24 protein-coding genes and 1 tRNA gene are annotated in these 24,449 nt (G+C 62.1%); 16 read left to right on the forward strand and 9 right to left on the reverse strand.

Going from position 1 to position 24,449, the window contains the following annotated elements; genetic code table 11:
• Positions 1 to 51: 51 nt before the first annotated feature.
• Positions 52 to 1,197 (reverse strand): GGDEF domain-containing protein, encoded by a 1,146-nt coding sequence (locus AC1RLZ_RS01705; RefSeq protein ID WP_493187229.1) that lies wholly within the window; start codon positions 1,195 to 1,197, stop codon positions 52 to 54.
• A gap of 218 nt (positions 1,198 to 1,415) precedes the next feature.
• Here AC1RLZ_RS01705 and AC1RLZ_RS01710 point away from each other — a divergent pair, with 218 nt between their 5' ends.
• A complete protein-coding gene (locus AC1RLZ_RS01710) occupies positions 1,416 to 1,655 on the forward strand; it encodes a hypothetical protein (protein ID WP_493187230.1) in 240 nt (79 codons plus the stop codon).
• Between the two features lie 99 nt (positions 1,656 to 1,754).
• On the forward strand, positions 1,755 to 2,096 hold the full coding sequence (locus AC1RLZ_RS01715) for a hypothetical protein (protein WP_493187231.1): 342 nt from the start codon (positions 1,755 to 1,757) through the stop codon (positions 2,094 to 2,096).
• 9 nt (positions 2,097 to 2,105) lie between these two features.
• Here the strand turns inward: AC1RLZ_RS01715 and AC1RLZ_RS01720 are convergent, their stop codons facing one another.
• Positions 2,106 to 2,525 carry a hypothetical protein gene (locus AC1RLZ_RS01720; RefSeq protein WP_493187232.1) on the reverse strand — a complete coding sequence of 140 codons (420 nt, stop codon included), beginning with the start codon at positions 2,523 to 2,525 and terminating at the stop codon, positions 2,106 to 2,108.
• 207 nt (positions 2,526 to 2,732) lie between these two features.
• Between AC1RLZ_RS01720 and AC1RLZ_RS01725 the strand changes: the two genes are divergently transcribed.
• Genes AC1RLZ_RS01725 through AC1RLZ_RS01745 form a run of 5 tightly spaced genes read left to right on the forward strand, consistent with a single transcriptional unit; the run spans position 2,733 to position 7,291 of the window.
• Positions 2,733 to 3,740, forward strand: a complete 1,008-nt coding sequence (locus AC1RLZ_RS01725) for an ABC transporter substrate-binding protein (protein ID WP_493187233.1) — start codon at positions 2,733 to 2,735, stop codon at positions 3,738 to 3,740.
• Positions 3,741 to 3,782: 42 nt separating this feature from the next.
• Positions 3,783 to 4,598 (forward strand): ABC transporter permease, encoded by an 816-nt coding sequence (locus AC1RLZ_RS01730; protein ID WP_493187234.1) that lies wholly within the window; start codon positions 3,783 to 3,785, stop codon positions 4,596 to 4,598.
• A gap of 4 nt (positions 4,599 to 4,602) precedes the next feature.
• On the forward strand, positions 4,603 to 5,388 hold the full coding sequence (locus AC1RLZ_RS01735; RefSeq protein ID WP_149533874.1) for an ABC transporter permease: 786 nt from the start codon (positions 4,603 to 4,605) through the stop codon (positions 5,386 to 5,388).
• Complete coding sequence (locus AC1RLZ_RS01740; protein ID WP_493187235.1) at positions 5,385 to 6,446, forward strand: ABC transporter ATP-binding protein; 1,062 nt, start codon at positions 5,385 to 5,387, stop codon at positions 6,444 to 6,446. Before AC1RLZ_RS01735 ends, AC1RLZ_RS01740 begins: the two co-directional genes overlap by 4 nt.
• Complete coding sequence (locus AC1RLZ_RS01745) at positions 6,446 to 7,291, forward strand: phosphodiesterase (RefSeq protein ID WP_493187236.1); 846 nt, start codon at positions 6,446 to 6,448, stop codon at positions 7,289 to 7,291. The genes AC1RLZ_RS01740 and AC1RLZ_RS01745 overlap by 1 nt, the downstream gene beginning before the upstream one ends.
• Position 7,292: 1 nt before the next feature.
• Here the strand turns inward: AC1RLZ_RS01745 and AC1RLZ_RS01750 are convergent, their stop codons facing one another.
• Entirely contained in the window at positions 7,293 to 8,771 is a 1,479-nt protein-coding gene (locus AC1RLZ_RS01750) for a GH1 family beta-glucosidase (protein ID WP_493187237.1), read from the reverse strand.
• 30 nt (positions 8,772 to 8,801) lie between these two features.
• Positions 8,802 to 9,638 (reverse strand): siderophore-interacting protein, encoded by an 837-nt coding sequence (locus tag AC1RLZ_RS01755; RefSeq protein ID WP_493187238.1) that lies wholly within the window; start codon positions 9,636 to 9,638, stop codon positions 8,802 to 8,804.
• 314 nt (positions 9,639 to 9,952) lie between these two features.
• Between AC1RLZ_RS01755 and AC1RLZ_RS01760 the strand changes: the two genes are divergently transcribed.
• On the forward strand, positions 9,953 to 10,774 hold the full coding sequence (locus AC1RLZ_RS01760) for an aspartate dehydrogenase (protein ID WP_493187239.1): 822 nt from the start codon (positions 9,953 to 9,955) through the stop codon (positions 10,772 to 10,774).
• 132 nt (positions 10,775 to 10,906) lie between these two features.
• On the opposite strand, the gene AC1RLZ_RS01765 is transcribed toward AC1RLZ_RS01760, so the two are convergent.
• From AC1RLZ_RS01765 to AC1RLZ_RS01775, 3 genes are all read right to left on the reverse strand, one after another.
• Positions 10,907 to 11,581 carry a peptidoglycan recognition protein family protein gene (locus AC1RLZ_RS01765; RefSeq protein ID WP_493187240.1) on the reverse strand — a complete coding sequence of 225 codons (675 nt, stop codon included), beginning with the start codon at positions 11,579 to 11,581 and terminating at the stop codon, positions 10,907 to 10,909.
• A gap of 115 nt (positions 11,582 to 11,696) precedes the next feature.
• Positions 11,697 to 12,512 (reverse strand): MetQ/NlpA family ABC transporter substrate-binding protein, encoded by an 816-nt coding sequence (locus tag AC1RLZ_RS01770; protein ID WP_493187241.1) that lies wholly within the window; start codon positions 12,510 to 12,512, stop codon positions 11,697 to 11,699.
• 33 nt (positions 12,513 to 12,545) lie between these two features.
• Positions 12,546 to 13,463 carry an aliphatic sulfonate ABC transporter substrate-binding protein gene (locus AC1RLZ_RS01775; protein WP_493187522.1) on the reverse strand — a complete coding sequence of 306 codons (918 nt, stop codon included), beginning with the start codon at positions 13,461 to 13,463 and terminating at the stop codon, positions 12,546 to 12,548.
• Between the two features lie 418 nt (positions 13,464 to 13,881).
• Between AC1RLZ_RS01775 and AC1RLZ_RS01780 the strand changes: the two genes are divergently transcribed.
• The 7 genes from AC1RLZ_RS01780 (at position 13,882) to AC1RLZ_RS01810 (ending at position 21,475) form a co-directional block, all read left to right on the forward strand.
• On the forward strand, positions 13,882 to 14,838 hold the full coding sequence (locus AC1RLZ_RS01780; protein ID WP_493187242.1) for an aliphatic sulfonate ABC transporter substrate-binding protein: 957 nt from the start codon (positions 13,882 to 13,884) through the stop codon (positions 14,836 to 14,838).
• A 206-nt stretch (positions 14,839 to 15,044) separates the two neighbouring features.
• Positions 15,045 to 16,166 (forward strand): methionine ABC transporter ATP-binding protein, encoded by a 1,122-nt coding sequence (locus AC1RLZ_RS01785; protein WP_493187243.1) that lies wholly within the window; start codon positions 15,045 to 15,047, stop codon positions 16,164 to 16,166.
• Positions 16,156 to 16,821 carry a methionine ABC transporter permease gene (locus AC1RLZ_RS01790; RefSeq protein WP_493187244.1) on the forward strand — a complete coding sequence of 222 codons (666 nt, stop codon included), beginning with the start codon at positions 16,156 to 16,158 and terminating at the stop codon, positions 16,819 to 16,821. The genes AC1RLZ_RS01785 and AC1RLZ_RS01790 overlap by 11 nt, the downstream gene beginning before the upstream one ends.
• A gap of 46 nt (positions 16,822 to 16,867) precedes the next feature.
• The gene (locus AC1RLZ_RS01795) at positions 16,868 to 17,662 is read left to right on the forward strand and encodes a MetQ/NlpA family ABC transporter substrate-binding protein (RefSeq protein ID WP_493187245.1); all 795 of its coding nucleotides are present in this window, start codon (positions 16,868 to 16,870) and stop codon (positions 17,660 to 17,662) included.
• 1,256 nt (positions 17,663 to 18,918) lie between these two features.
• Positions 18,919 to 18,992: transfer RNA gene (locus AC1RLZ_RS01800), tRNA-Gly, on the forward strand.
• Positions 18,993 to 19,264: 272 nt separating this feature from the next.
• On the forward strand, positions 19,265 to 19,933 hold the full coding sequence (locus tag AC1RLZ_RS01805; protein ID WP_493187246.1) for a DUF2971 domain-containing protein: 669 nt from the start codon (positions 19,265 to 19,267) through the stop codon (positions 19,931 to 19,933).
• 414 nt (positions 19,934 to 20,347) lie between these two features.
• Positions 20,348 to 21,475 carry a serine hydrolase domain-containing protein gene (locus AC1RLZ_RS01810; protein WP_493187247.1) on the forward strand — a complete coding sequence of 376 codons (1,128 nt, stop codon included), beginning with the start codon at positions 20,348 to 20,350 and terminating at the stop codon, positions 21,473 to 21,475.
• Here AC1RLZ_RS01810 and AC1RLZ_RS01815 read toward each other — a convergent pair.
• Positions 21,444 to 22,184: a YkgJ family cysteine cluster protein gene (locus tag AC1RLZ_RS01815; protein ID WP_493187248.1), complete on the reverse strand. Its 741-nt coding sequence runs from the start codon at positions 22,182 to 22,184 to the stop codon at positions 21,444 to 21,446. The two genes, AC1RLZ_RS01810 and AC1RLZ_RS01815, sit on opposite strands and share 32 nt — an antisense overlap.
• 85 nt (positions 22,185 to 22,269) lie before the next feature.
• Positions 22,270 to 22,941, reverse strand: coding sequence for a TetR/AcrR family transcriptional regulator (locus tag AC1RLZ_RS01820; RefSeq protein WP_371420702.1), 672 nt, complete (start codon positions 22,939 to 22,941; stop codon positions 22,270 to 22,272).
• Positions 22,942 to 23,212: 271 nt separating this feature from the next.
• Between AC1RLZ_RS01820 and AC1RLZ_RS01825 the strand changes: the two genes are divergently transcribed.
• Positions 23,213 to 24,448, forward strand: coding sequence for an acyl-CoA dehydrogenase family protein (locus AC1RLZ_RS01825; RefSeq protein ID WP_493187249.1), 1,236 nt, complete (start codon positions 23,213 to 23,215; stop codon positions 24,446 to 24,448).
• Position 24,449: the final 1 nt, after the last annotated feature.

The raw sequence follows: 24,449 nt of genomic DNA on the forward strand, positions 1-24,449 counted from the left end.
ACAACCTGCCAGCCAGTGCTTAATTTTTCATGGAACCGAGCGTCGCATCGCTCATGCGGCCAGATGGAAGTCCGAAATTTGCACGCGATTCCGGCCTGCCGCCTTGGCCTGATAAAGTGCTGCATCTGCCCGGCTGAGCAGAGCCTGCAGCGTTTCCGGTTCAGATGACCGGATCGCGATCCCCACGCTGACCGTGGCATGGATGACACCAGCGGAGGTCGGGAAGGTCTTTGCTTCCAGCGTCGATCGAATACGCTCGGCGACAGCGGCTGCCGCTTTTGGGCTCGAGCCGGACAGGACGATGCAGAATTCCTCACCGCCCAGTCGCGCGGCAACATCTTCGGCGCGAATGTTCGAGAAGATGACCTCGGCAAAGGCCCGCAGCACGCGGTCGCCGGCGGCGTGACCGAATTGATCGTTGATCGTTTTGAAGTGATCGAGATCCATCACCAGAATGGCGGTGTTGGACGCTGTCTCGGTAGCAGTTTCGCTGAACAGTGCGCGCCGATTAAGCAGGCCTGTCAGAGGATCGGTCATGGCATCGGATTTATGCCGGTTCGACGTCCGGATCTGGTTGATCGTCAGTGACAGCGCACCGATCCCGGTCAGGCCGACGATCACTATCAGTGAATTGAACTGTTCTGCCCAATTCATAGGTCGATCGGTCAGCACGAATTGCCCGGTACGCAGGAGTTCGGCACCGCAAGCCACAAAAGAGGCGGCCGTGACGAGATAGAGCAGTGCATTTGCCACCATCAGCAATGGGGCTTCGGCGCGCGCGTACCAATACTGCGCAGCCGAGAGCGCAACGAGAAGGGCGGCGCCAAAATTCGCAGCTATTGTGCCGGTGCCGGTATAGCCAAGCGCAAAGCTGATCACCGTCGGAACGATTCCCGCGGCGGTGACGAGGGCGGCGCGAGTCCAATGGGCCTGGTTCGAGCAGAATTGCGTGGTGCCCGCATAGATCAAGCCGAAGCCGGCGAGCAGCAATACGAATGCAGCGAGCTGCAGGCTCGGGTCATACTGATCGAAGCCTGCATAGATGATGACAGCAACGACTATGGTCGCAAGACCGATCGACCATGTCAGCAGATAGGTCTCGGATCGCGCGACGATCCAGGTTGCGAGCAATGTGAGCGCGAGCGCCGCGCTCGACAGGCCAATTGCTGCGAAAATGGAGGACTGATCGAGCAACATGATATCCGAAGGCGGTGCAATTTAATCGATGCGCAATAAGCAGCGCCCACTTACCACCGATCGGGGCCGGGGCCACCCGTTTTGTATGGTCAGCAAAGTGTTACCAGGCCTAGGAACGGGAGGTCCGGAGATCGTAAGGGCCACGTTTTGCGACGATCTGTGCCGGAACGAGACGCAGCGACACGCGTTTTCCTGCAGGGCATCACGGAGGGTTGAACATGAAAAAGATTCTGGCGACGGCTGCAGCCGCATTGATGATCGCGAGCTTCACGGCGACGGCGGCGTCGGCGAAGAAAATCCACAGGGCGCACCACGGATATTACGGATCCTACGGACAGATGCGCGGGCCGGCGATCTTCCGCGGCAGTGCTGCGATGAGCGGCAATCACGGCAATTCGGCCTATGGCAGTAATTCGCTCGGCCATATCAAGGGCGGCAATATCGGTGGCGGCAAGTAGCGCCGCATAACATCAGCGAGGGCAAGATCGATCGCTGCAATGCGACCGATCTTGTTAACGTCTTTCTGATGGCTTGGTGGTATTCGGCCGCATCGCAACTTGCAGTTCAGGTTTGTCATGCTCCCGGATGGCCGTTACTCGGCATGGTTTCGTATTCCCGAGAAGGAAGGCATGGGCATCATCACGCTCGCCGATGGCCAATTGTCGGGCAGCGATACGGTGATCGCCTATAGCGGCTCCTACGTTCAGAATGGCGATGCTTTCACCGCGACGATTGCGACCCGCCGGCACGCGGACGGGCAGCCAGCGATTTTCGGCATCGATGAAGTCGAGATCGATCTGGTCGGGACCTCCAAGACCACGACGGCATCCTGCAAAGGAGTGGTCAAGCAACGGCCCGGCGTCCCGTTTGAGGTCGTGTTGGTGCGAATGGACGGTTAGGCCTTCGGTCTATTCGCGCAGTTCGTATTGATGTCTCAAGAGCTGAACCATGTCCTGGACACGCTGGCGCCAGGCACGCGCGTCAGGTACCGCTCCGGCCGCCGGCGTGATGCGTAACATGGCGTTCCATGGTCTCGTGCCATAGACAATCACCTCGAAGCCGGCTGTCGGGCAACCATCGATACCCTTTAGCGCGCGCAGGATTACATCGGCGATTTCCAGTGGGTTCAGCGTGCGGGTGCTTTCGACCGCAAGTTGCGGCTCCAGCGACGCCGCCGGGCTGTCTTCTGCAACGATCGGATCGAATCCGTCTCTGGTATCGGCGTCCGCGTCGGGCTTGGGTTTGATCTGTTCGGGATCGCCCGGTCGTCTCATGATCCGCTCGACCAGACCGAGAAGGCCACGATCGCGTTCCGGCGTCTCTTTCACATCAGCTTCCAATGTTCGCGGCGACAGGTGATTTCACCCTCTCCGCGGGACGTTGTCGATAGGTCCTGAGGGGGCTGCGGTGCACAAACGCGCTGCGGGTTGGCTTTGTCGCAAAACTTTCACGAGGGGCCTATAGTGGGGCGTCACGCATTCCCCTCAACAGTTTTGCGCCGGCGCTAGTGCCCGCGACAGATGGAGACGATCGCTGTGAAACCATTCCGCTTGGTATTTGCTCTGTTCGCGCTAGCGCTCGCCGTCGCATCGCAGCCCGCCCGTGCTGCGGACGTCATCTGCTACAATTGTCCGCCGGAATGGGCCGACTGGGCGTCGATGATCAAGGCGGTGAAGACCGACCTCTCGATCGAGATGCCGCATGACAACAAGAATTCAGGTCAGGCGCTGGCGCAGATCCTCGCCGAGAAGGCCAATCCGGTGGGCGACATCGGCTATTTCGGCGTCACCTTCGGCATGAAGGCCAAGGCGCAGGATGCCCTCGAGCCTTATAGGCCCGCCGGCTGGGATCAGGTCGATGCCGGCCTGAAGGATTCCGAGGGCTACTGGACCACGATCCATTCCGGCACGCTCGGCTTTTTCGTCAACAAGGATGCGCTCGGCGGCAAGCCGGTGCCGAAGTGCTGGGCCGATCTGACCAAGCCTGACTACAAGGGCATGATCGGCTATCTCGATCCGACCTCCGCCGCCGTGGGCTATGTCGGTGCCGTTGCGGTCAACCTCGCGCTCGGCGGTTCGGACCAGAATTTCGATCCGGCTATCGCCTTCTTCAAGGACTTGAAGAAGAACGACGCGATGGTACCGAAGCAGACGTCCTATGCCCGTGTCGTGTCCGGCGAAATGCCGATCCTGTTCGATTATGACTTCAACGCCTATCGCGCCAAGTATTCCGAGAAGGGCAATTTCGAATTCGTCATTCCCTGCGAAGGCTCGGTCGTGTTCCCCTATGTGGTCGGTCTCGTGAAGAACGCGCCGCACAAGGACAAGGCCAAGAAGGTCATCGATTATCTCCTATCCGACAAGGGCCAGGCGATCTGGACCAACGCTTACCTCCGTCCGGCCCGAAAGATCGACCTGCCGGAGGCGGTGAAGGCCAAGTTCCTGCCGGATAGCGAATATGCCCGCGCCAGGAGCGTGGACTGGGGCAAGATGGAGCTGGCGCAGAAAGGCTTCAGCGACCGCTATCTCGCCGAAGTCCGTTGATGCACAATGGTGCCCCGACTGGGGCAGGGGCACCATAATTCCATGTCGCATCGTCATTTCATCTGGATCTGTCTGCTGCCGCTCGTGGTGGTGACAGCGGCTTTCTTCCTCTTGCCGATGGCGCAATTGCTCGCCGTCGGCGCCGGTGGATCGCGCGGCGTGTCCGCCTACCTCGCGATCCTCACCGAGTCGCGCTATCGCGCCACGCTGATCAATACGGTTGTGCTGGCCGCGGCGACGACGATTGCCACACTGGTGATCGCCACCATCGCCGGGCTGTTCCTGCAGCGTCATCGCTTTCCCGGCCGCGCCGTGTTGATCGCGATGTTGACATTCCCGCTGGCATTTCCCGGCGTAGTCGTGGGATTCCTGATCATTCTGCTGGCCGGACGTCAGGGCCTGATCGGTGCCATCACCGCCGCTGTGACGGGCGAGAAAGTCGTGTTCGCCTATTCGATCTTCGGCCTGTTTCTCGGTTATCTCTATTTCTCGATCCCGCGCGTGATCCTGACCGTGATGGCCGCGGTGCAGAAGCTGGATATCGGGCTGGAGGAGGCGGCGCGTTCGCTCGGTGCCAGCCCGTGGGCCGTCCAGCGCGACGTGGTGTTGCCGGCGCTCGGGCCGGCTTTCGTCGCCTCGGGCGCGATTGCTTTCGCCACCGCCATGGGCGCGTTCGGCACGGCCTTCACGCTGGCGACCAACATCGACGTGCTGCCGATGCTGATTTACACGGAGTTCACGCTGGCCGCGAATTTTTCAATCTCCGCGGCGCTGTCGATTGGCCTCGGCGCGATCGCCTGGGCAATCCTCGCGCTGGCCCGCTCAATGAGCGGCGGCACCGTCGCGGCGGCGGGGTAAGCCGATGCGCGATCGCCTGATCTTCGCTGGCCAGCTTGGTTTCACCCTTCTCGTCGCGGCGTTCCTCGTGGTGCCGGTGGTGCTGTCGATTTCCGCAGGTGTCACGGTCAATTACTTTCGCGGCATCCAGTCCGGCGTCACGCTGCAATGGGTAGTGCAGGTCTGGAACCTCTATGCCGGTGAAATCGGGCTGTCATTCCTGATCGCCTTCGCGACCCTGGCAGTGACGCTGGTTGTCGGCGTGCCCGCGGCCTATGGCTTACACGTGAAGGGCGGAAGGTTGTCGCGCGTGATCGAGGAGATCATCACGCTGCCGCTGGCGATTCCTGGTCTGGCCATCGCGCTGGCGCTGCTGCTGACCTATGGCGGATTCGGTGGCTTCCGGCAGTCGTGGCTGTTCATCCTCACAGGCCATGTGGTCTTCACCATGCCCTTCATGGTGCGCTCGGTGATGGCGGTGTTCGCCTCGGTCGATATCAAGACGCTGGACGAGGGGGCTGCCTCGCTCGGTGCGTCGCCATGGACGCGTTTCTGCAATGTCATCGTGCCGAATGCGATGCCGGGCATTCTCGCGGGATCGCTGATGGTGGTGACGCTGTCGCTCGGCGAGTTCAATCTGACCTGGATGCTGCACACGCCGCTGACCAAGACGCTGCCGGTTGGCCTTGCCGATAGCTATGCGTCGATGCGGCTCGAAGTGGCATCGGCCTACACACTGATCTTTTTCATCATGATTGTGCCCCTTCTGGTGGCGATGCAGATGTTTGCCGAGAAGGGCGAAAAGAAATGAGCGCTGTTGCGGGCCACGGTGCAGCCGTCCATATTGAGAACTGCGCCAAGACCTTTCCGGACGGCACCCAGGCGCTGGCGCCCGCCTCGCTGGATATCGTGTCAGGCGAAACCCTGGTGCTGCTCGGCCCCTCCGGCTGCGGCAAGACGACCATGCTGCGCATCATCGCCGGGCTGGAGACACCCGATGCGGGCGGCCGTGTGCTGTTCGACAAGACCGATATGACTGCGGTGCCGATCGAGCAGCGTCATGTGGGTATGGTGTTCCAGTCCTATGCACTGTTTCCCAACATGACGGTGGCCGAGAATATCGGATACGGCCTCAAGATTCGCGGCGTCGACAAGGCGGCGCGCGCGGCGCGTGTCGCCGAGATGGTGGCACTGACCAATATCGGCGGGCTCGAGAACCGCCGGATCGATCAATTGTCCGGCGGCCAGCGTCAGCGCGTTGCGCTGGCGCGCGCGGTGGCCGTGCGCCCACGCGTGCTGTTGCTGGACGAGCCGTTGACGGCGCTTGATGCGTCGCTGCGCGACCGGCTGCGCAGTGAACTCAACAGCCTGCTGCGCTCGCTGGGGATCACCGCGATCTATGTGACTCATGATCAGGCCGAAGCCATGGAACTCGGCGACCGTATCGTGGTCATGCGCAAGGGTGCTATTGCGCAGATAGGCACGCCGCGCGAGATCTATTTTGCTCCCCAGAACCGGTTCGTCGCGGAATTCGTCGGCGCCGCCAATATCGTCGAGGGGCCGGTGAGCGGCGGCCGGCTGACGCTGCCCGGCGGCTGGCTGGCGCTCGATGATGCCACCGACAACGCTGTGGCGGTGGCGATGATCCGTCCGGAGACCATCGGAATTGTCGCCGAGGCGGACGCCTTCCTGCGCGGCATGGTCGAAAGCGTCGCCTTCATCGGCGACCGCCAGCGCCTCGTGGTGACGGGTGCGGCGAACAAGCCGTTGACGGTGGACGCGCCGAACACCATCAATGTGCGTGCAGGGGAGCGCGTCGGCCTGTCGGTCACGCCTCAGGCGGTTCGCGTGTTGCCGAAAGAAGACTGATGTCGAAGCCCAAGCCCACCATCATCGCGCAGATCTCCGATCTGCATATCAAGGCGCCGGGCGAGCTTGCCTATGGCAAGGTCGACACGGCCAGGGCGCTGGAGCGCTGTGTGTCCGAGCTGAACGCGCTCGATCCGCGCCCCGATCTCGTCGTCATCTCCGGCGATCTCGTAGATACGCCGACGCCGGGCGAATATGAGCATCTCTGGCGGCTGCTGGCGCCGCTCAAGATCCCGTTCATCGGCGTGCCCGGCAATCACGATGCCCGCGACATGATGCGCGCGGCATTTCCCGATCGGGCTTACGCCAAGTCGTCGGGTCCGCTCGATCAGGCGCAGACGGTCGGTCCGCTCGATATCGTCCTGCTGGACTCGCATGTGCCGGGGAAACCGCACGGCACGCTTGAGGCCTCGACGCTGCAATGGCTCGATGCCACGCTGGCGTCCTCGCGCGAGCGGCCGGCTTTGCTGTTCCTGCATCATCCGCCATTCCGCACCGGCATCACCCATATGGACGTGCAGGGCCTGTTTAACGCCGACGAGCTCGCAGCCATCGTCCGTAAACACCCGCGTGTGCGGATCGTCGCTGCCGGCCACGTCCATCGCGCGACGCTCGCGACATTTGCGGGGACGGTTGCGACCATCTGCCCGGCGCCGAACCACGCCGTCGATCTCGACATCGCCGAATTGCGCCCGCCATCGTTCCGGGTCGAGCCGCCGGCTTTCCACCTGCATGTCTGGTTTCCGGATGGCGAGGAGGGCGGCCATCTCGTCACGCATCAGGTGCCGATCGGCGACTTCGACGGTCCGCATCCGTTCTTCGGCGCGGATGGGAAGTTGCTCTAAGCTACACCACCGCATTCGCAGCGATCATGCTGCGATAGAATTCAGCGCTGAGTTTCGGCGTGCGTTTCTGCGTGGCGAAGTCGACGTGATAGAGGCCGAAGCGCTTGTCATAGCCATCCGACCATTCGAAATTATCCATCAGGCTCCAGTGGAAGTACCCCTTTACGGGGATGCCTTCCGACGTCGCGCGCTGCAGATGCGTGAGATAGTTCCTGAGATACATGACGCGGTCGAGATCGTGGATCTTGCCGTCGCCGGCCGGCCGGTCTGCGGCCGATGTGCCGTTCTCGCTGATATAGATCTGCTTGACGTCCCAGACCTTGGCGACATTGCGCGGCGCCCAGTACAGCGCTTCCGGCCCGATCCGCAGCCAGTCTGAATCCATCCGCGGGAACGAGGTCGGGAACGGCACCAGCGCGAAGCCATGCTGGTCACCCGTCGCCATCACGTAATATTGCGGCATGTAGACGTTGAGACCGACGAAATCGACAGGCGAAGAAATGATCTTCAGCTCCTCGCTGGTGAAGCTCGGTGCATTCTTGCCGGCATAAGCGAGGAACGCGTCAGTGTATCTGCCTTCGAGAATGACGGTCATGTAGCCGCCATTCATCTCGCGCGTTGCGATCTCGGCTGCGCGGATATTGGCAGGCGTCTCGATGGCCGGGACGCAGGATGCGACGTTCTCGGCCACGCCGACCTTGGTGCCCGCGCGTCCATTGGCGCGGATCGCCTGCACAGCCATGCCATGGCCCAGCGCGACGTGATGGCGAATCTGATTGAGTTGCGGTTGCGACAGCTTCAGCCCGGGCGCGAGTTCGACCGGGCCGTGGCCATAGCCGAAATCCACGAAGGTTCCGCATTCATTGATCGTGAAGATGTTGTTGACGCGATCGGTGATGCGCTGCGCGACATGGCCTGCATAGTCGCCGAACGCCTTCGCCGTATCTGATGACGCCCAGCCGCCGACGCGATCCTGCAGCGCCTGCGGCAGATCCCAGTGATAGAGCGTTGGGAACGGTTCGATCCCATTGGCCAGCAACTCGTCGATGAGGCGGTTGTAGAAATCCAGCCCTTGCGGATTGGGCGTGCCCGCGCCATTCGGAAAGACACGCGACCATGAGACGGAGAAGCGATAGGCTTTCGCGCCCAGCGCCTTCATCAACTGGACGTCTTCCTTGTAGCGATGGAAGTGATCCACCGCGTGGTCGCCGTTGCCGCCGCCGCGGATCTTGTTCGGCGTGTGCGAATAGCTGTCCCAGATCGACGGGCTACGGCCTTCGGCCCCGACGGCACCCTCGATCTGATAGGCGGACGTTGCGGTGCCCCAGACGAAATCGTCAGGAAAACGCCTGTCATTGGCAAGCGCCGCCGGTGTGGTCGGGACTGTTTGAGCCTCGGCCATTGCAGTCGGAACGGCGAGGCCGGCGGCGAGCGCGCCGGCCGCCCCGGTGAAATCGCGACGCGTGAAACGATGGGACACCAGATCTCCTGCTAGTCCGGGACGCGACGATCAGTCGTCATGCGGTTCATGATAGTTCTCTGCGCCGCCTTTCCAATAGCCCGCTGCCTTGACCCAAGCCTTGGGATGCTGGCATTCGTCGACGAGAATCCTGCGGAGGCGTTTGGCAACCTCGGATTCTCCGGCGATGAAGGCATAGCCGTCTCCGACGGGAAGTTTGAGGCTGCGCAAGGCATCCTCCATCAGAGTGGTCGATCCGGCGCTGTGCTGGCCACGATGCAACCAGGCGGTCGTGACGGACGCCTTGGACGGGAAGACCTGCTCCTCGGTCGCGTCGATGACTTCCGCGATCACGATGGCCCGTGTGGTGGGGCGTAGTTCCTCCAGCCGGCGGCCGATGGCGGGCAGGGCGGTCTCGTCGCCGATCAGCAGATACCAGTCGAAGTCGTCCGGCACGACGAACGAGCCGCGCGGGCCGCCGATACCGACTTTATCGCCTGGCTTGGCTTGGGTGGCCCAGGTCGTGGCAGGTCCCGCATCATGAATGGCGAAGTCGATGTCGAGCTCTTGCGCGGCTTCGTCATAGCGCCGCGGCGTATAGTCCCGCGCGATTGGCCGCGCGCTTTCATCGACCAGCACGCGGCCTTCGCTGAAGACGGGCATCAATGGTTCGTCTTCGCCGGGGCGCGGAAAGAACACCTTGACGTGGTTGTCATAGGACGCGCTGACGAAGCCATCGAGGTCGTCACCGGTGAGGGTGATCCGCTTCATGTGCGGCGTCACCGACGTCACGCGCTTCACGGTGAGCAGACGGCGCTTCAGCTCGTGACGAACGCGCGTGATGCGATGACGATCGTTGGAAAGGGTGTCTGAAGATGCGTCGGTCATATGGATTCCCGGGGAATCCAGATCGGCCTGTTTGACACGATGTCGCGCAGGTCGAGCCTGGATCAGGTTCGATCGGCGCGTTGGTTCACGTTAACGCTTACGTGCGGCCTCGCCGAGACAGCAATCACGGCAGAGGTAGCGAAACGTCCTTTTACGTGCAACCCCGGGATTGTCGCACGTGCTGCACGATGGCGTGAGGCCGGAAGCGTTCTAAACTGGCTGACGTCACCACATGGACATTGCGGCCTTTCCGGGGGAGAACGGTTTCCGGATGTGGCGGCGTGCCCCCTGAATCATTGGACGAGATCGACGTAATGAGCACTGAAGCAAAGTCTGCCACGCGCGTGGCCATTGTTGGCCTCGGCCCGATCGGCCGCAAGGTGGCCGAAGCCCTGGACCGCGGCATCGACGGCCTGGTTCTGGCGGCGGTTGCCGTGCAGAATCCGCAGAAGCATCAGGCGTTCCTGTCCGGTCTCGGCAAGGCGCCACCGGTGTTGCCGATCGCGGATCTCGTGGAAGTCGCCGATATCGTGATCGAATGTGCCCCCGCAGCGTTGCTGCCCGAGATCGTCAAGCCGTTCGTCAGCAGCGGCAAGACCGCGATCGTGCTGAGCGCTGGAGCGCTGTTGTTCAACGACGATCTCGTCGCGCTGGCCAGGCAGAACGGCGGGCAGATCGTGGTGCCGACCGGGGCGTTGATCGGTCTCGACGCGGTGACGGCTGCAGCCGAGGGCAAGATCAACTCGGTCCGTATGGTGACGCGCAAGCCGGTGAAAGGTCTCGCCGGCGCGCCCTATATCGTCGAGAACAAGATCGACATCGAGAGCATCACCGAACCGATGAAGATCTTCGAGGGCACGGCGCGCGAAGCCGCCAAGGGCTTCCCGGCCAATCTCAATGTCGCCGTCGCGCTGTCGCTTGCGGGCGCGGGGCCTGATGCCACGACGCTGGAGATCTGGGCGGATCCCGCGCTGACGCGCAACGTCCATCGTGTCGAAGTGGATTCGGATTCCGCGCGGTTCTCGATGCAGATCGAAAACATCCCGTCGGAGAATCCGAAGACCGGTCGCATCACGGCGCTGTCGGTGATCGCCTATTTGCGCAAGCAGCGCGCGGCATTAAGGGTGGGGACTTAAGCCATCCATACCGCCCTCGTGGTGAGGAGCGCGCCGTTTGGCGCGCATCTCGAACCATGGATCTGCGGCACATCCTTCGAGACGCGGTCCAGGATGACCGCTCCTCAGGATGAGGACGGGGGAATGCTGCGTTTACTGGCCCTTCTCGAGTTGCTGTGCAGGGTCGATCCGCTGCGCAGTCTCGATTCCCTGGGTCCGCGCAATCCTGGCGAGTTCGCAGCCTTCGCAGTAGCGGCGATCCTTATAGTCGATCCAGTTATGGGCGAAGACGCGCTCATTCGGGATGTCGTAACGGGCCTGCAACACGCGGACGAGTACGCGCCAGGCTGCGATCTGCGCGTCAGTCGGCGGCTTGCGGACATTGGGGTAGTTGCCGACGAACTCAACCCCGATCGATGAGTCATTGTCGATCTGCTGATAGGTCCCGCTGTTGTCGATATATTTGTTGTCGTTGCGGTTGCCATGGCTGAGATGGTTCGGCACCGCCCATTCGGGCGTGGACCAGTAAACGGTGCCGTCGGTTTCGATCCAGATGGCGACGCCGCGACGATCGGGTTTCTGCATCTGCGCGACCGCGTTCCGCCACGCCGAGCCGACCGCGCCTTCCGACTGATGCACGACGATGTTGCGCCATTCACGGGCGTGGCGGAGATCGGTCCATGGCCTCAGCCAGACCATGTTGAGACCGGGAATGTCGGGGGTGCCGCGGGAGCGGGCCGCGATTTCGAAGCTCGAAGGTGCTTGCGCAGCCGCCGGGGTGCCGGCGGTGATCAATGCCAAAAGAGCCAGGATAGTGCGGTGCTTCATGCCCTCGATCCGAAAGCGCGCTATCGTGCTTTCAGGAAGCTTATCCCAGCCGTTCCGGGAGTCAAACGGCTGAGCGATGGCATGTTCGTGATCGGCAGCGTCCCTCGCGGGGCGCTCAGTTGAAATAGTCGGGCAAGACAAACCCGGCATAGAATTTGTCGTTGCGGATCGCGTTCTTGAACGTGTCGGAGCGATAGCCGTCGGCGATATCCTTCGCCCATTGCGCGTCGGCATTGCCACGTTTCACCGCCACCACATTGGTATAGGGCTTGGTCATCTTTTCGAGCGCAAAGGCCTCGGTCAGCTTCAGTCCGCTATAGATCGCGAAATTGCCCTGCACAGCGGCGAAGTCGGCATCACCGAGGGCGCGCGGCGCCTGGGCGTTTTCCAGCGGCACGATCTTGATGCCCTTCGGGTTCTTGATCACGTCGAGTTCGGTGACATCGACGGGGTTGTTGTCCTTGATCTCGATCCAGCCGAGATCGCGCAGGATCCACAGCGCGCGCTGCAGGTTCACGGGATCGTTGGGCACCACCACGGTAGCGCCGGCCTTCACGGCATCGGATGTCTTGTGCTTGGTCGAATAAAGACCCATCGGCGGGGTCGGCACGGTGATGATGCCGGTGAGGTCGGTCTTCTGGCGCTGGTTATAGCTGTCGAGGAACACCGTATGCTGCATCACATTGGCGTCGATGTCGTTCTTGAACACCGCGGTGTTGGCTTCCAGGCCCGTCGAGAATTCATAGTATTTGACGCTATAGCCCTTCTTTTTCAGCTCGGGCTCGACGCCCCTCTTGAAGCCGTCGATATATGGGCCGGGCACGAAACCGACCTTGAGTTCGGGTTTGGTGGCGGATTGCGCATCGGCATGGTCGCCAAAGGAGACGAGGGCGAGCATCGCGGCAGCAATGACGGAGAGGGCGGTCTTCATTTTTGTTGTCTTTCAGGGAATGTCAGAATGGGATTACTTCGGCGCCCAGATCTTCACGTCGCTGGCATCGACCTTCACGGGGATGAGCTTCTCGGCGAAGAACGCATCGGCGATGGTCTGCTGCTCCGACAGGCCGGCCTTGGTGACGGCACCGACCCTGTAGGAACGATGGCTGTTCGCTTCCTCGACGGTGGCGGCATCGATGCCCCACAGGCTTGAGAGGAGCTTGGCAGCTTCCTTCGGCTCGGCCTTGGCCCATTTGCCGGTTTCATCGAGCTTCTTGAAGATCACGTTCAGCACGTCGCCGCGCCTGTCGGCATAGGCGGCCGATGAGAGATAGTAGCGCTTGTAGCTGGCAAGGCCGTTGCTGCCGTCGGCGAGCACGCGTGCATTGGACTGGCGCTGCGCGCTGGTGAGGAACGGATCCCATGCCACCCAGGCATCGACATTGCCGCCGACGAAAGCAATGCGGCCGTCGGCCGGTGGCAGATAGGCCGGCGAGATGTCCCTGAAGGTGAGGCCGGCTTTGCTCAGCGCGGCGAGCAGCAGGAAGTGGCTGCCGGCACCTTTGGTGACCGCGACCTTCTTGCCCTTGAGATCGGCGACCGTCTTGAGCGGCGACTCCGCCGGCACCACGATCGCCTGTGCGGCAGGCGAGGCGGCTTCCTCGGCAATGTAAGCGAGCTTGGCGCCGGCTGCCTGGGCGAACAGCGGCACCGTGTCGGCGACGTCGGCACCGAAATCGACATTGCCGGTATTGATGGCTTCGAGCAGTGGCAGGCCGCTGGTGAATTCGTGCCAGCTGATCTTCACGCCGAGCGGCGCGAGCGCCTTCTCCAATTCGCCATTGGTCTTCAGCACCGCGATCAGCGTCGATGATTTCTGATAGCCGATCCGCACGGCATCCGGCGTCTGCGCGCAGGCGAATGAAACCGACAGCATGGAGGCCATGGCCGCCAGTTGCAGCGCCCGGGTGCGCCGGAACACGAAGCGTTCGATGAAGCGGGCGATGTGAATCGGAAGCATGTTGGCACTGCTTTGCTGATGGCGTTTCGTGAGCAGCAAAGGTGAGAGAGCGGCTCGTTTCCGTCAATGAAATGGCCAACTGTAGTTCCGGGCGCGGCGATGCAGGCATGCTGCGATGGCCTTGTAGCGCAGCGGAAATGTTCTCCGCATGCCTTCCGGGCGCCCCCGCAAGAGCAGGTTATTGCTCTGCGCCGGAGATGAAGCTGCTCCGGAAGATGACGTTCTGATTGCAAAACTTGCCGGCTGCCCGCGACCTTTGAAAGCACAATCTTCGCAAAGCCGCGTAGCGTTTTGTCATCGCGTCGGCGCATCGGGCGTCACGCAAATGGAGCAGGGAAGCACAATGTCTCAATCCAGACGTATGATGATCGGCCTGTCAGCCGCATTGCTGGTGACGGGGCTCATGGTGCCGGCGGTCGCTGCGCAGGAGTTGAAGGAAATCCGCATCGGTTTCCAGAAGGCCGGTCTCTTTCCGGCGGTGAAGCAGCGCGCGACGCTCGAAAAGGTGTTCAAGGAAAAGGGCATCGGCGTCCGATGGGTCGAATTCCAGTTCGGGCCGCCGATCCTCGAAGCGATCAATACGGGCAATGTCGACTTCGGCTATGCCGGCGACGCCCCGCCGATCTTCGCACAGGCCGCGCGCGCCAATCTCGTCTATATCGCCGCCATCCCGTCGCGCGGCTACAATCAGGGCATCGTCGTGCCCGAGAACTCGCCGATCAAGACGCTCGCCGATCTCAAGGGCAAGAAAGTCGGCTTCGGCAAGGGATCGAGCGCGCACAACACCACCGTCGCCGCGCTGGAGAAGGTCGGGCTGACCTATGCGGATATCACGCCGGTCTATCTCGGCCCCGCCGACGCGGTGGCAGCATTCGCCGGTGGCAATATCGACGCGTGGTCGATCTGGGATCCGTATCTGGCGCTCGCCGAGGGCAAACAGGCGCGGGTGATTGCCTTCTCCAAGGACGTGCAGGATTCCATTTCGTTCTTCCTCGCCAACAAGGATTTCACCACCAGGCATCCGGACATCGTCGCGCTGTTCAACAAGACCTTTGCCGATGAGGGGAAGTGGGCCGAAGCCAATCGCGCCGAGGTGGCGACGCGGCTGCAGGAAGCGACCGGTGTGGACAAGGCGGCCACCACGCGCGCTGTCGAGCGGTCGAATTACACGGTTGTGCCGATCACCGACCAGATCGTCGCCACCCAGCAGCAGACCGCCGACCGGTTCTTCAAGCTCGGCCTGATCCCCAAGGCGGTCGATGTGAGGGAGATCGTCTGGAAGTGGACGCCGGGGTCATAGTTCCTCAAACTTTGCCGGGAGGCGATTAACTCTGTCACCAGCCGTCTCCCGGTACTCTTTTGCTCCCGCAGGCCTTTGAAAGCGTTGATTTTTCACTTTTTGTGCAGTGCGGTTGAAATGTCCCCGGAAATCAGTAGGTTGCAGCCACGGCGCCCGCGATACGCAGGCCGGCCCCGTGCTTCACAACTGCGCAGAAACGTCATTCAATGAACGCTCCCCTGTCCAAGCCGACCGGAGCGCCCGTGCCAGTTCTCGATCCGCAAGATCCTGGCCAACAAGGGCGTGCCATCATCTCCTTCGATGGCGTCAGCAAGATCTTCCCGTCGCGGAAGGATTCCGCCGAGGTGAAGGCGGTCGACAATATCGACCTCGTGGTGCCCGAAGGTGCCCTTGTCGGCGTGATCGGCAAGAGCGGCGCCGGCAAGTCGACGCTCATTCGTCTCATCAACGGCCTCGAACTTCCGACCAGCGGCAAGGTCACTGTCGATGGCCTCGATATCGGATCGCTGGATGAGCGTGCGCTGCGCCAGGCGCGCCGCTCCATCGGCATGATCTTCCAGCACTTCAACCTGCTGTCGTCGCGCACCGCCTTCGACAATATCGCGCTGCCGCTGGAAATCGCCGGCACGCCCCGCAAGGACATCAAGGGAATTGTCGAGCCGCTGCTCGACATGGTCGGCCTCGCCGACAAGCGCGACCGTTATCCGGCCGAACTCTCCGGCGGCCAGAAGCAGCGCGTCGGCATCGCGCGTGCGCTGGCGACCAAGCCGAAGGTGCTGCTGTCGGATGAGGCGACCTCGGCGCTCGATCCGGAGACCACCGCGCAGATCATCGCGCTGCTCAAGCAGATCAATGCCGAGCTCAATCTCACCATCCTCTTCATCACCCACGAAATGTCCGTGGTGAAGAAGCTCGCCCAGCGCGTCGCCGTCATGGAAGGCGGCCAGATCATCGAGCAGGGCACGACCTACGAGATCTTCTCGAAGCCCACGCATGCGACGACCAAGCGTTTCGTCGGCGAAGTCACCGGCGGCAATGTGCCGGAATGGCTGCAGGCCAAGCTTCTGAGCGACTACGCGCCCGGCCGGCAGGCCGTGATCCGCATCGCCTTCACCGGCGCCGATGCCGACGAGCCGGTGCTGTCCAGGCTGACGCGTGCTTACGGCGTCGACTTCAACATCATGCATGGCCAGATCGAATATGTTGCCGATCATCCGTTCGGCACGCTGATCGCCTCCGTCGCGGCCGAGCCGGACCTGCAGGCCAAGCTGATCGCCGATCTCACCGCGACCCGCAACACCGTGGAGCATCTCGGCTATGTCGCCTGAACTGATCAACATGATCCTGTGGTCGACGCTGGACACGCTCACCATGGTGGCGCTGGCTGGCATTTTCGGGACGCTCGCCGGATTGCCGCTCGGCATCTTCCTGGCGACGAGCCGGGCAGGTGAGCTGTTCCCGGCGCCGAACGTCAACCGCATCATCGGTCTTGTGGTGAATGCCACGCGCTCGACGCCTTTCATCATTCTCGTCGTCGCCATCGTGCCGCTGACGCGCCTGATCGCCGGCACCTCCATCGGCACCAGCGCCGCCGTGGTGCCGCTGACCATCGCCGCGACGCCGTTCATCGCGCGCGTGATCGAAGGCGCGATCCGCGAAGTCGATCAGGGCCTCGTCGAAGCCGCGCGTGCTTTCGGCGCCAGCCCGTTGCAGATCGTCTGGAAGGTGCTGCTGCCGGAAGCGATGCCGGCGGTGACGCTGGCGCTGACGCTCGCGACTGTCAGCCTGATCGGTTATTCCGCCATGGTCGGCGCCGTCGGCGGCGGCGGGCTCGGCGATCTCGGCATCCGCTACGGCTATCAGCGCTTCATGCCGGAAGTGATGGCGACGGTGGTCGCCGTGCTGATCTGTCTCGTTCAGGGCGTGCAGAGCCTTGGCGACTTCATCTCGCGTCGCCTCGACAAGCGCACGCGACACTCCTGAAACGGTCGCTCGCGTCAGCGGGCCCGTTCACACTCGTTTACTCACAATGGAAAACACCATGTCTCTTCGTCGTACTTTTCTCTCCATCCTCGCTTTCGCCGCGCTCACCGGCGCCGCGTCAGCCGAGACCATCAAGGTCGGCGTGACGCCGGGTCCGCATGCGCAGGTGCTGGAAGCCGCCAAGGCCGTCGCCGCCAGGAAGGGCCTCGACATCCAGATCGTCGAATTCTCCGATTACGTGGTGCCGAATGCGGCGCTGGAAGCCGGCGACCTGCAGGCCAATTCGTTCCAGCATCAGCCTTACCTCGACAACCAGGTGGCCGATCGCAAATACAAGATCGTGTCGGTGGGCAACACCATCAACTTCCCGATGGGCATCTATTCGAAGAAGGTGAAGAGCTGGGACGAGGTGAAGTCGGGCGCCACGCTGGCGATCCCGAACGATCCGACCAATGGCGGCCGCGTGCTGATCCTCTTGCGCGACAAGGGCGTCATCAAGCTGAAGGACGGCACCGGCTTCAAGCCGACTTTGCTCGACATCACCGACAATCCGAAGAAGCTGAAGATCACCGAGGTCGATGCCGCGCAGCTGCCGCGCACGCTGCCTGACGTCGATGTCGCCGGGATCAACACCAACTATGCCTCGCAGGCCGGCCTCGATCCGGTGAAGGATGCGATCCTGCGCGAGGATCCGAAGGGCCCTTACGCCAACATCATCGCCGTGCGCACCGCCGACAAGGACAAGCCCTGGGTGAAGACCCTGGTGGAGAGCTACCAGTCGCCGGAAGTGAAGGCGTTCATCGACGAGAAGTTCAAGGGCTCGGTGCTCGCGACCTGGTAAGGTCTTTCTTGGGGGCAGTATTCTGTCCTCCCCACGTCATGGCCGGGCGACGCGAGGCGAGCTTCGCGCTGCCGCCCATGACGGCGTAAAGTGTAGGATGGGTAGAGCGCAGCGAAACCCATCACCTCAAACCTTGCCATGATGGGTTTCGCTCCGGCGCGCTGCGCCTGCGCTCTACCCATCCTACGATCATGCGTATCGCTCTCATTCGTCATGGCCGGACTTGCTTTTGCGTTACCGGGCATGACGGTGCACAGCGTAGGATGGGTAGAGCGCAGCGAAACCCATCGCTTTCTGTGCACGTGAATGATGGGTTTCGCGAAGACGCTCTACCCATCCTACGGCCTCATCCGATTCAACTGTCAAACAGCCACTGTTCTTCAGACAACAACAACACCCTTCAGACATGCGTCATCGCCCCTGTTATTGGCGGCGCGGGGGCGCCGTCGTCGCTTGCATTCCCGCCCTCTTGCGAGAGGGCGTGCGGAACGCCGGGTGCCCGATGCACCCCTGGGCCTGATGCCGATGCGGTCTTCCGCAAGGATATGCATCAGGACTTTCGGAAAGCACGGGCGATTGCCCGGCGTTCCGCCTGCGGTGTTTTGTCGGCTTGCCGATGCTTGCCCAGGCGACCGATCAAGGTCACCCTTGTTGGGCCCTGCGCGACAGGGCCGGGGGAGCACAGCTACTGGGCCGGACGCGTTTCGAATCTGGTCGTCCGTCGCGTGATCCGCGGGCTCTTGCTATCCGAAGGCAAGCCGTGCCGCCTGTCCCAGTGGTATCCTGACCACAGGCGATGCGGCCTGCCCGCAGACAGCCGTACCCCACATATCCCGTGACGCCGCATCTCCGGCGTCCACCGCCTCCCGCCCCGCAATCGTGACGATCGCGATCGCCCCTCTCGGTGGGGCAGGACAGAGGGGAAAATAAACCTGATGGGGATGTTGTCAATACAGATAGGAAAAAATGTTTGAGGCGATCTCGGCCACACGCGTCATTCCCCGCCGCTCCACCTGGCGTGGCGGGGAATCCCAGCATGTTCAGTAAAACGCTTCGAGATTCCGGATTCGCCTGCATGCGACTTCGTTGCATTCCGGCGCCCCGGAATGACGAGATGGGCGCTTGCCATCCGCAGGCGACCTTCAGCCGCGCCATCCCCTTGAAATCCATCGACAATCCGCGCGTCGCGCCTGGCAGGGGATGCGACCTCAGATGAGGTTGAGACGCGCGGCGCAACGTGTTACCTGACGCGCCACGCGGGTATAGCTCAATGGTAGAGCAGCAGCCTTCCAAGCTGAATACGAGGGTTCGATTCCCTCTACCCGCTCCAACATTTCCACTTAAAAAGTCCCGACAAATCAAAGCCTTATAGAGAGCGGCCTGCCTCGTCAAGCAGACGTTTCGGGGCTGTGGACGACCTTTTGAGGCGTTTCGGGCGCAGTTTTTTCGTAAGTATTTGATCCTGATTCATTTTTTAGGGTCGGCGCTTTAAGCCGACAGCCACACAGTCTGTTTATGCATCTCTGCGACGAATATTCGCAGTGTGTATCCTTAAGTGGCAAATCGGATTCGCGTGAATTTGCGAGAGAAGTTGGGCTTGTGATGCGTGTTTATCATTTTCTCAATCGTCACTTCGGCCTCGAAAATCTCCGCCGCCAGCGGTTAAAGATCGCGACGATCAATGATCTTAACGATCCGTTCGAACTCCAAGGGCCAGCTCCAACAGATCCTCACGGTCGTCAGCGCTTCCGGATTTGGAAAGACAGCATGTCGGCCAAATACGGAATGCTTTGCTTCAGCGGAGGGTGGCACAACCCGGTTCAATGGAGCCACTATGCCGAGTCACACCGTGGTATTTGCCTGGGCTTCGACTTGCCGGACGAGGCGCTGATCAAGGTTAGGTATCGCGGGTCTCGAATGAAGCCGAATATCGAGGCTCTTGAGAGCGGCGACGAGAATGTGAACGGCCGTGAGATGCGGCGTATTCTCAGCACGAAATATAAGCATTGGGAGTACGAGAACGAGTACCGCTGCTTTCTGAGATTGGATGAACGTGATCACTCTACGGGCCTGTTCTTTGCGTCATGGTGGAACATGGATCTCGCCCTAAAGGAAGTTTTCGTAGGGCATCACAGCACGATCACACGCAAAGAACTTGATTTGGCGCTTGGCAACATGACCGGGGAGGCTGTTGCTAAGAAGGTCAGGCTGGCCTTCAAAAACTATTCGATAGTTGAACAGCGAGATCAACGCCTTTGGAACGCCGAATAGTTACTAGCGTGTCGTGACTGCACACTCCCTGCGTCATTGCAGGAGGTGGAATTGGCATATGGATTACAGATTTGGGATGACGCTGGAAACCTGAGGGTCGATATCACCGGTAGTCTGACCCGCGTCGTCGGGTCACTCCAGATAATTGGCAATGGCTCGATCAACGTTCCGGAGTTCGCGGCCGGTCGACCATTCTTTGTAATCATTGATCCAACCTTTGGGGGATCTATGAGTTCGCCTCCTGTGCCTGAGATTTCTGGCACAAATCTATCTTGGGCCACAACCGGGGGCGACAAGGCGCCTTACTCCAAAGCTGTGTGATCTCCTAGAATCACTCGCGCCGCAGTCGGTTGCCGCCACGTCCCATCCGGTCAATAACCGTGGCGCGTCATTCCAAGCGAGCCTGATATCCCCATGACAGATCCCCGTTATTTCCCGTCCAGCGGAAACGCTTGGGACAGAGTCGATCCGCGCGCCGTGGGCTATGCCCCCGACAGACTCGCAGCAGCAGTCGCCTTCGCGCAGGCCAATGAGACGCCGTGGCCGCGTGGCTTCTATTACGATGACGGCCGCTATGCGCCGAATGTGGATTGGAATGAGGTCGGGCCATGGAGTGCGGTGCTGGGTCCCGTGCGCGAGCGCGGCGGGTCCGCGGGCATGGTGCTGCAGAGCGGGCGGGTGCTGGCGTCGTGGGGCGAGATCGCGCGGGCGGACATGACCTTCTCCATCGCCAAGAGCTATCTCGCCGTCTTGGCGGGCCTCGCGGTCGACGACGGGCTGATCGGGGACATCGACGAGCAGGTCACCAAGCGCGTTCCCGGGCCGCTGTTTGCGGATGCGCATAATGCGCCGATCACCTGGCGGCATCTCTTAGAGCAGACCAGCGAATGGCGCGGCGAGCTGTTCGGCAAGCCGGACCAGATCGATCACAACCGTCTGGTGGCGCCGAGTGCCGACAACCGCCGCAAGGGCGAGCTGCGCGCGTTGCAAAGGCCGGGCAGCTTCTACGAATATAACGATGTGCGCGTGAACCTGCTGTCGCTCTGCCTGCTGCACCTGTTCAAGCGCCCGCTGCCGGATGTGCTGCGTGCGCGCGTCATGGATCCGATCGGCGCGTCCAAGGACTGGGAGTGGGTCGGCTATGACAATTCCTTCGTCGAGATCGACGGGAAGCGGATGCAGTCGGTGCCGGGCGGCGGCCATTGGGGCGGTGGCATGTTCATCGGCGCGGAGGACCATGCGCGCTTCGGCCTCTTGATGGCGCGCGGCGGCGACTGGAATGGCCAGCGGCTGCTGTCGCGCGAATGGATCGATGCGATGTGGGCGCCGTCTTCGCAGCTGCCGAATTACGGCTTGCTGTGGTGGCTGAACCGCGGGCCCCATGCCAACAAGGCCGCACCGGAGACGGCCGTCTATGCGCTCGGCGCCGGCGGCAACATGATCTGGATCGACCGCGACGCCGACATGATCGCGGTGACGCGGTGGCTGCCCAGCGCGAAGGCGCCGGAGTTCATCCGTCAGCTGATCGCGGCGCGGAGCTAGGGCGCTCCTGTCCGGCGGCGATCGAAGCCTCCATCTCATCCAGCAGCGCCTGCGCCAGCCCCTTCTGCGCATCCGGCAATCCGCGATTGCGCGCGGCTTGCTCCAGCGCGAAGGTCGCTTCCATGTGGATGCGGAAATGCGCGGCGTTCTGTTCGACGCCGGTGCCCTCAGGCACGTCGCCGAACACCATGTCATGGCAGCGCGCCACCGAGCGTGAGGTGAAGGCGCGGCAGGTGAGGGGACGGACCTCATAGACCGTGCAGCGGTTGTCCGATCCGAGCAGCGCGCAGCGCAGGCGGAGTTTTGTCACATCGGCGGCGTCGCGCGCGGCAGCGGCGGCCACTTCGAGGCGGGCGCGCAGCGCCTGCCGGTCGGCCGGCGTGAAATGCGCGGCGATATGCTGCGCCATCACCGTCGCCGTGCCGGGCGGCACCTGGACGTAAAGGTGACAGCAGGCGGCGCAGCCGCTGGTGCAGGCATTGCCGGGCTGGTTCGGGATGTGGTCGCGAATGGCTGTCGTGGCGGCGTCCGCAATGGCCGTCGCGTCGCGCGCGGCATCCGCGATGCTGTCCGCCTGTTCGAAGGCGACGCCATAGGCGGCGCGCAGATTGCCGAAGATGGCTTCATAGCGGCCGGACAGCGAGCGCATCAGCGTGCCCACTTCCGCGATATTGTCCGACACGAAGTCGATGGCGTCCTGCGCGCTCATGAAGCGATCCCGATCCGGTCCCGTCCTACGCTGCGAATCGGCGGGACGTCACGGGCAATCTGAAGCGGGAACCGGGCTTGACCGTTCAGGCGCGCGCTTTCGCCTTGGCAGGTTCCTTCGTGGCAGCCTTGGCCGGCTTGCCCATCAGTGCCGTCACCGCGACCGCAACCACGCGATCGGTGATCGCCTGCACATCGTTGAGGTCGCACAAGCCGTCGGACATGCGCGTCAGGCGCTCGCTGTCGCGGATGGTCTGGTGCGCCATGGCGAGCGCGAAATGCAGCGCCCAGAAAATATCGGCGGGATCGTGATCGGGCAGGGACCGGCGCATCGCCGCGGCGAAGCGCTTGAGGTGATCGACCTCGCGGTTCTTGATCTTGCGGATCGGGGCTACGCTCTCGATCGAGGCGCGGATCATGAAACGCGCGGCGTCGGAGCGCTGCTTCTCGGGGCCGAGGCAGCCGCGCAGCGTCGGGCCGACGAGGGCGGCAAAGATCGCGTTGATGTCAGCGCGGTCGCCGCCGGCTTCCTCCGCCGCCTTCAATTCGCGCAGGCGCTCGCGATTGGTGGCGAGGCTGCGCGTCACGAACAGTTCGGCGATCAGTTCGTCCTTGCTGCCGAAATGGTAATTCACCGCGGCGAGGTTGACGTCGGCGGCGGCGACGATGTCGCGCATGGTCACATCCGCAAAGCCGCGTTCGGCATAAAGCCGTTCGGCTGCGGTGATGATCGCCGTCCGTGTGTGGTCTGCTGCCATGCGATCGTCCTGATCAAACCGGTCCTTCTGCAACATGGCCCCATGCGATCGGCGCGGATCGGGGTCATTGCATTTCAAACGCGTGTATGAAACTATCGTTTGAGCGTCGGGAAATGTCAATGTGCGCCTGATGGCATATTGCATCTGCTCAGCGCCATCGCCCCCGCGCGGATCTGTGCCGCATCAGCAGAGACAATTTTGCTCTTGCGGTGATCCAGCGACGGGACAACAGTGCCGCCAAAGATTTTCAAGAAACAAAGAGGATCGCTCCATGGACTTCAATATGTCGGACCGCCAGCGCGAATGGCTCGAGCGCGTGTCCTCCTTCATGACCAAGCATGTCCGCCCCGCCGTGCCGATCTATCGTCAGCAGGACGAAGCGGGCGAGCGCTGGAAGGTGATCCCCATCGTCGAGGAATTGAAGCAGAAGGCGAAGGCCGAAGGCCTGTGGAACATGTTCATGCCGCCGTCGTCCCATGAAGACGACGAATTCCACGGCGCGGGACTGAGCAATCTGGAATATGCGCTGCTCGCCGAACAGATGGGCCATATCGGCTGGGCGTCGGAAGTGTTCAACTGTTCCGCACCTGACACCGGCAACATGGAAGTGTTCATGCGCTATGGCTCGAAAGAGCATAAGCAGAAGTGGCTGAAGCCGCTGATGAACGGCGAGATCCGCTCCGCCTTCCTGATGACCGAGCCGGATGTCGCGTCGTCGGACGCGACCAATATCGAGACCTCGATCAAGCGCGACGGCGACGAATACGTCATCAACGGCACCAAGTGGTGGTCGTCGGGCATGGGCGATCCGCGCTGCGCCGTGATGATCGTGATGGGCAAGACCGATCCGAGCGCGCCGAAGCATCAGCAGCAGTCGCAGATCCTGGTGCCGCGCGATGTCAAGGGTGTGACAATCGAGAAGATGCTGCCGGTGTTCGGCTTCGACGATGCTCCGCATGGCCATGCGCGGGTGAAGCTGGACAATGTCCGCGTTCCCGCCAGCAACATCCTGCTCGGCGAAGGCCGCGGCTTCGAGATCGCGCAGGGCCGTCTCGGTCCGGGCCGCATCCATCACTGCATGCGCACCATCGGCAAGGCCGAGGAAGCGCTGGAGAAGATGGTGCGCCGGCTGTCGTCGCGCACCGCCTTCGGCAAGAAGATCATCGAATATTCGATCTGGGAGCAGCGCATCGCCGAGGCCCGCACCGATATCGAGATGAATCGTCTGCTCTGCCTCAAGGCCGCCGACATGATGGACAAGGTCGGCAACAAGACCGCCCAGCTCGAAATCGCGATGATCAAGGTCTCCGGCCCGAACATGGCGCTGAAGATCCTCGACAACGCGATCCAGGCTTTTGGCGCCGCCGGCGTGTCCGATGATGCGGGGCTCGCCCGTGACTATGCGTCGATGCGCACCATGCGTCTCGCCGACGGTCCGGACGAGGTGCACAACCGTGCCATTGCGCGGCTCGAGCTGCGCAAGTATGCCAACGAGTCAAAGCACTAAG

The organism is Tardiphaga sp. GW822-FHT04G09 (assembly GCF_058800725.1).

Excerpts from the sequence above, each read along its gene's own strand:
- AC1RLZ_RS01760 (WP_493187239.1), top strand. The coding sequence starts at position 9,953 with ATGAGCACTGAAGCAAAGTCTGCCACGCGCGTGGCCATTGTTGGCCTC.
- AC1RLZ_RS01780 (WP_493187242.1), top strand. The coding sequence starts at position 13,882 with ATGTCTCAATCCAGACGTATGATGATCGGCCTGTCAGCCGCATTGCTG.
- AC1RLZ_RS01825 (WP_493187249.1), top strand. The coding sequence starts at position 23,213 with ATGGACTTCAATATGTCGGACCGCCAGCGCGAATGGCTCGAGCGCGTG.
- AC1RLZ_RS01710 (WP_493187230.1), top strand. The coding sequence starts at position 1,416 with ATGAAAAAGATTCTGGCGACGGCTGCAGCCGCATTGATGATCGCGAGC.
- AC1RLZ_RS01775 (WP_493187522.1), bottom strand. The coding sequence starts at position 13,463 with ATGGCCTCCATGCTGTCGGTTTCATTCGCCTGCGCGCAGACGCCGGAT.
- AC1RLZ_RS01730 (WP_493187234.1), top strand. The coding sequence starts at position 3,783 with ATGTCGCATCGTCATTTCATCTGGATCTGTCTGCTGCCGCTCGTGGTG.
- AC1RLZ_RS01785 (WP_493187243.1), top strand. The coding sequence starts at position 15,045 with ATGAACGCTCCCCTGTCCAAGCCGACCGGAGCGCCCGTGCCAGTTCTC.
- AC1RLZ_RS01790 (WP_493187244.1), top strand. The coding sequence starts at position 16,156 with ATGTCGCCTGAACTGATCAACATGATCCTGTGGTCGACGCTGGACACG.
- AC1RLZ_RS01770 (WP_493187241.1), bottom strand. The coding sequence starts at position 12,512 with ATGAAGACCGCCCTCTCCGTCATTGCTGCCGCGATGCTCGCCCTCGTC.
- AC1RLZ_RS01745 (WP_493187236.1), top strand. The coding sequence starts at position 6,446 with ATGTCGAAGCCCAAGCCCACCATCATCGCGCAGATCTCCGATCTGCAT.
- AC1RLZ_RS01735 (WP_149533874.1), top strand. The coding sequence starts at position 4,603 with ATGCGCGATCGCCTGATCTTCGCTGGCCAGCTTGGTTTCACCCTTCTC.
- AC1RLZ_RS01820 (WP_371420702.1), bottom strand. The coding sequence starts at position 22,941 with ATGGCAGCAGACCACACACGGACGGCGATCATCACCGCAGCCGAACGG.
- AC1RLZ_RS01755 (WP_493187238.1), bottom strand. The coding sequence starts at position 9,638 with ATGACCGACGCATCTTCAGACACCCTTTCCAACGATCGTCATCGCATC.
- AC1RLZ_RS01805 (WP_493187246.1), top strand. The coding sequence starts at position 19,265 with ATGCGTGTTTATCATTTTCTCAATCGTCACTTCGGCCTCGAAAATCTC.
- AC1RLZ_RS01740 (WP_493187235.1), top strand. The coding sequence starts at position 5,385 with ATGAGCGCTGTTGCGGGCCACGGTGCAGCCGTCCATATTGAGAACTGC.
- AC1RLZ_RS01765 (WP_493187240.1), bottom strand. The coding sequence starts at position 11,581 with ATGAAGCACCGCACTATCCTGGCTCTTTTGGCATTGATCACCGCCGGC.
- AC1RLZ_RS01810 (WP_493187247.1), top strand. The coding sequence starts at position 20,348 with ATGACAGATCCCCGTTATTTCCCGTCCAGCGGAAACGCTTGGGACAGA.
- AC1RLZ_RS01705 (WP_493187229.1), bottom strand. The coding sequence starts at position 1,197 with ATGTTGCTCGATCAGTCCTCCATTTTCGCAGCAATTGGCCTGTCGAGC.
- AC1RLZ_RS01815 (WP_493187248.1), bottom strand. The coding sequence starts at position 22,184 with ATGAGCGCGCAGGACGCCATCGACTTCGTGTCGGACAATATCGCGGAA.
- AC1RLZ_RS01795 (WP_493187245.1), top strand. The coding sequence starts at position 16,868 with ATGGAAAACACCATGTCTCTTCGTCGTACTTTTCTCTCCATCCTCGCT.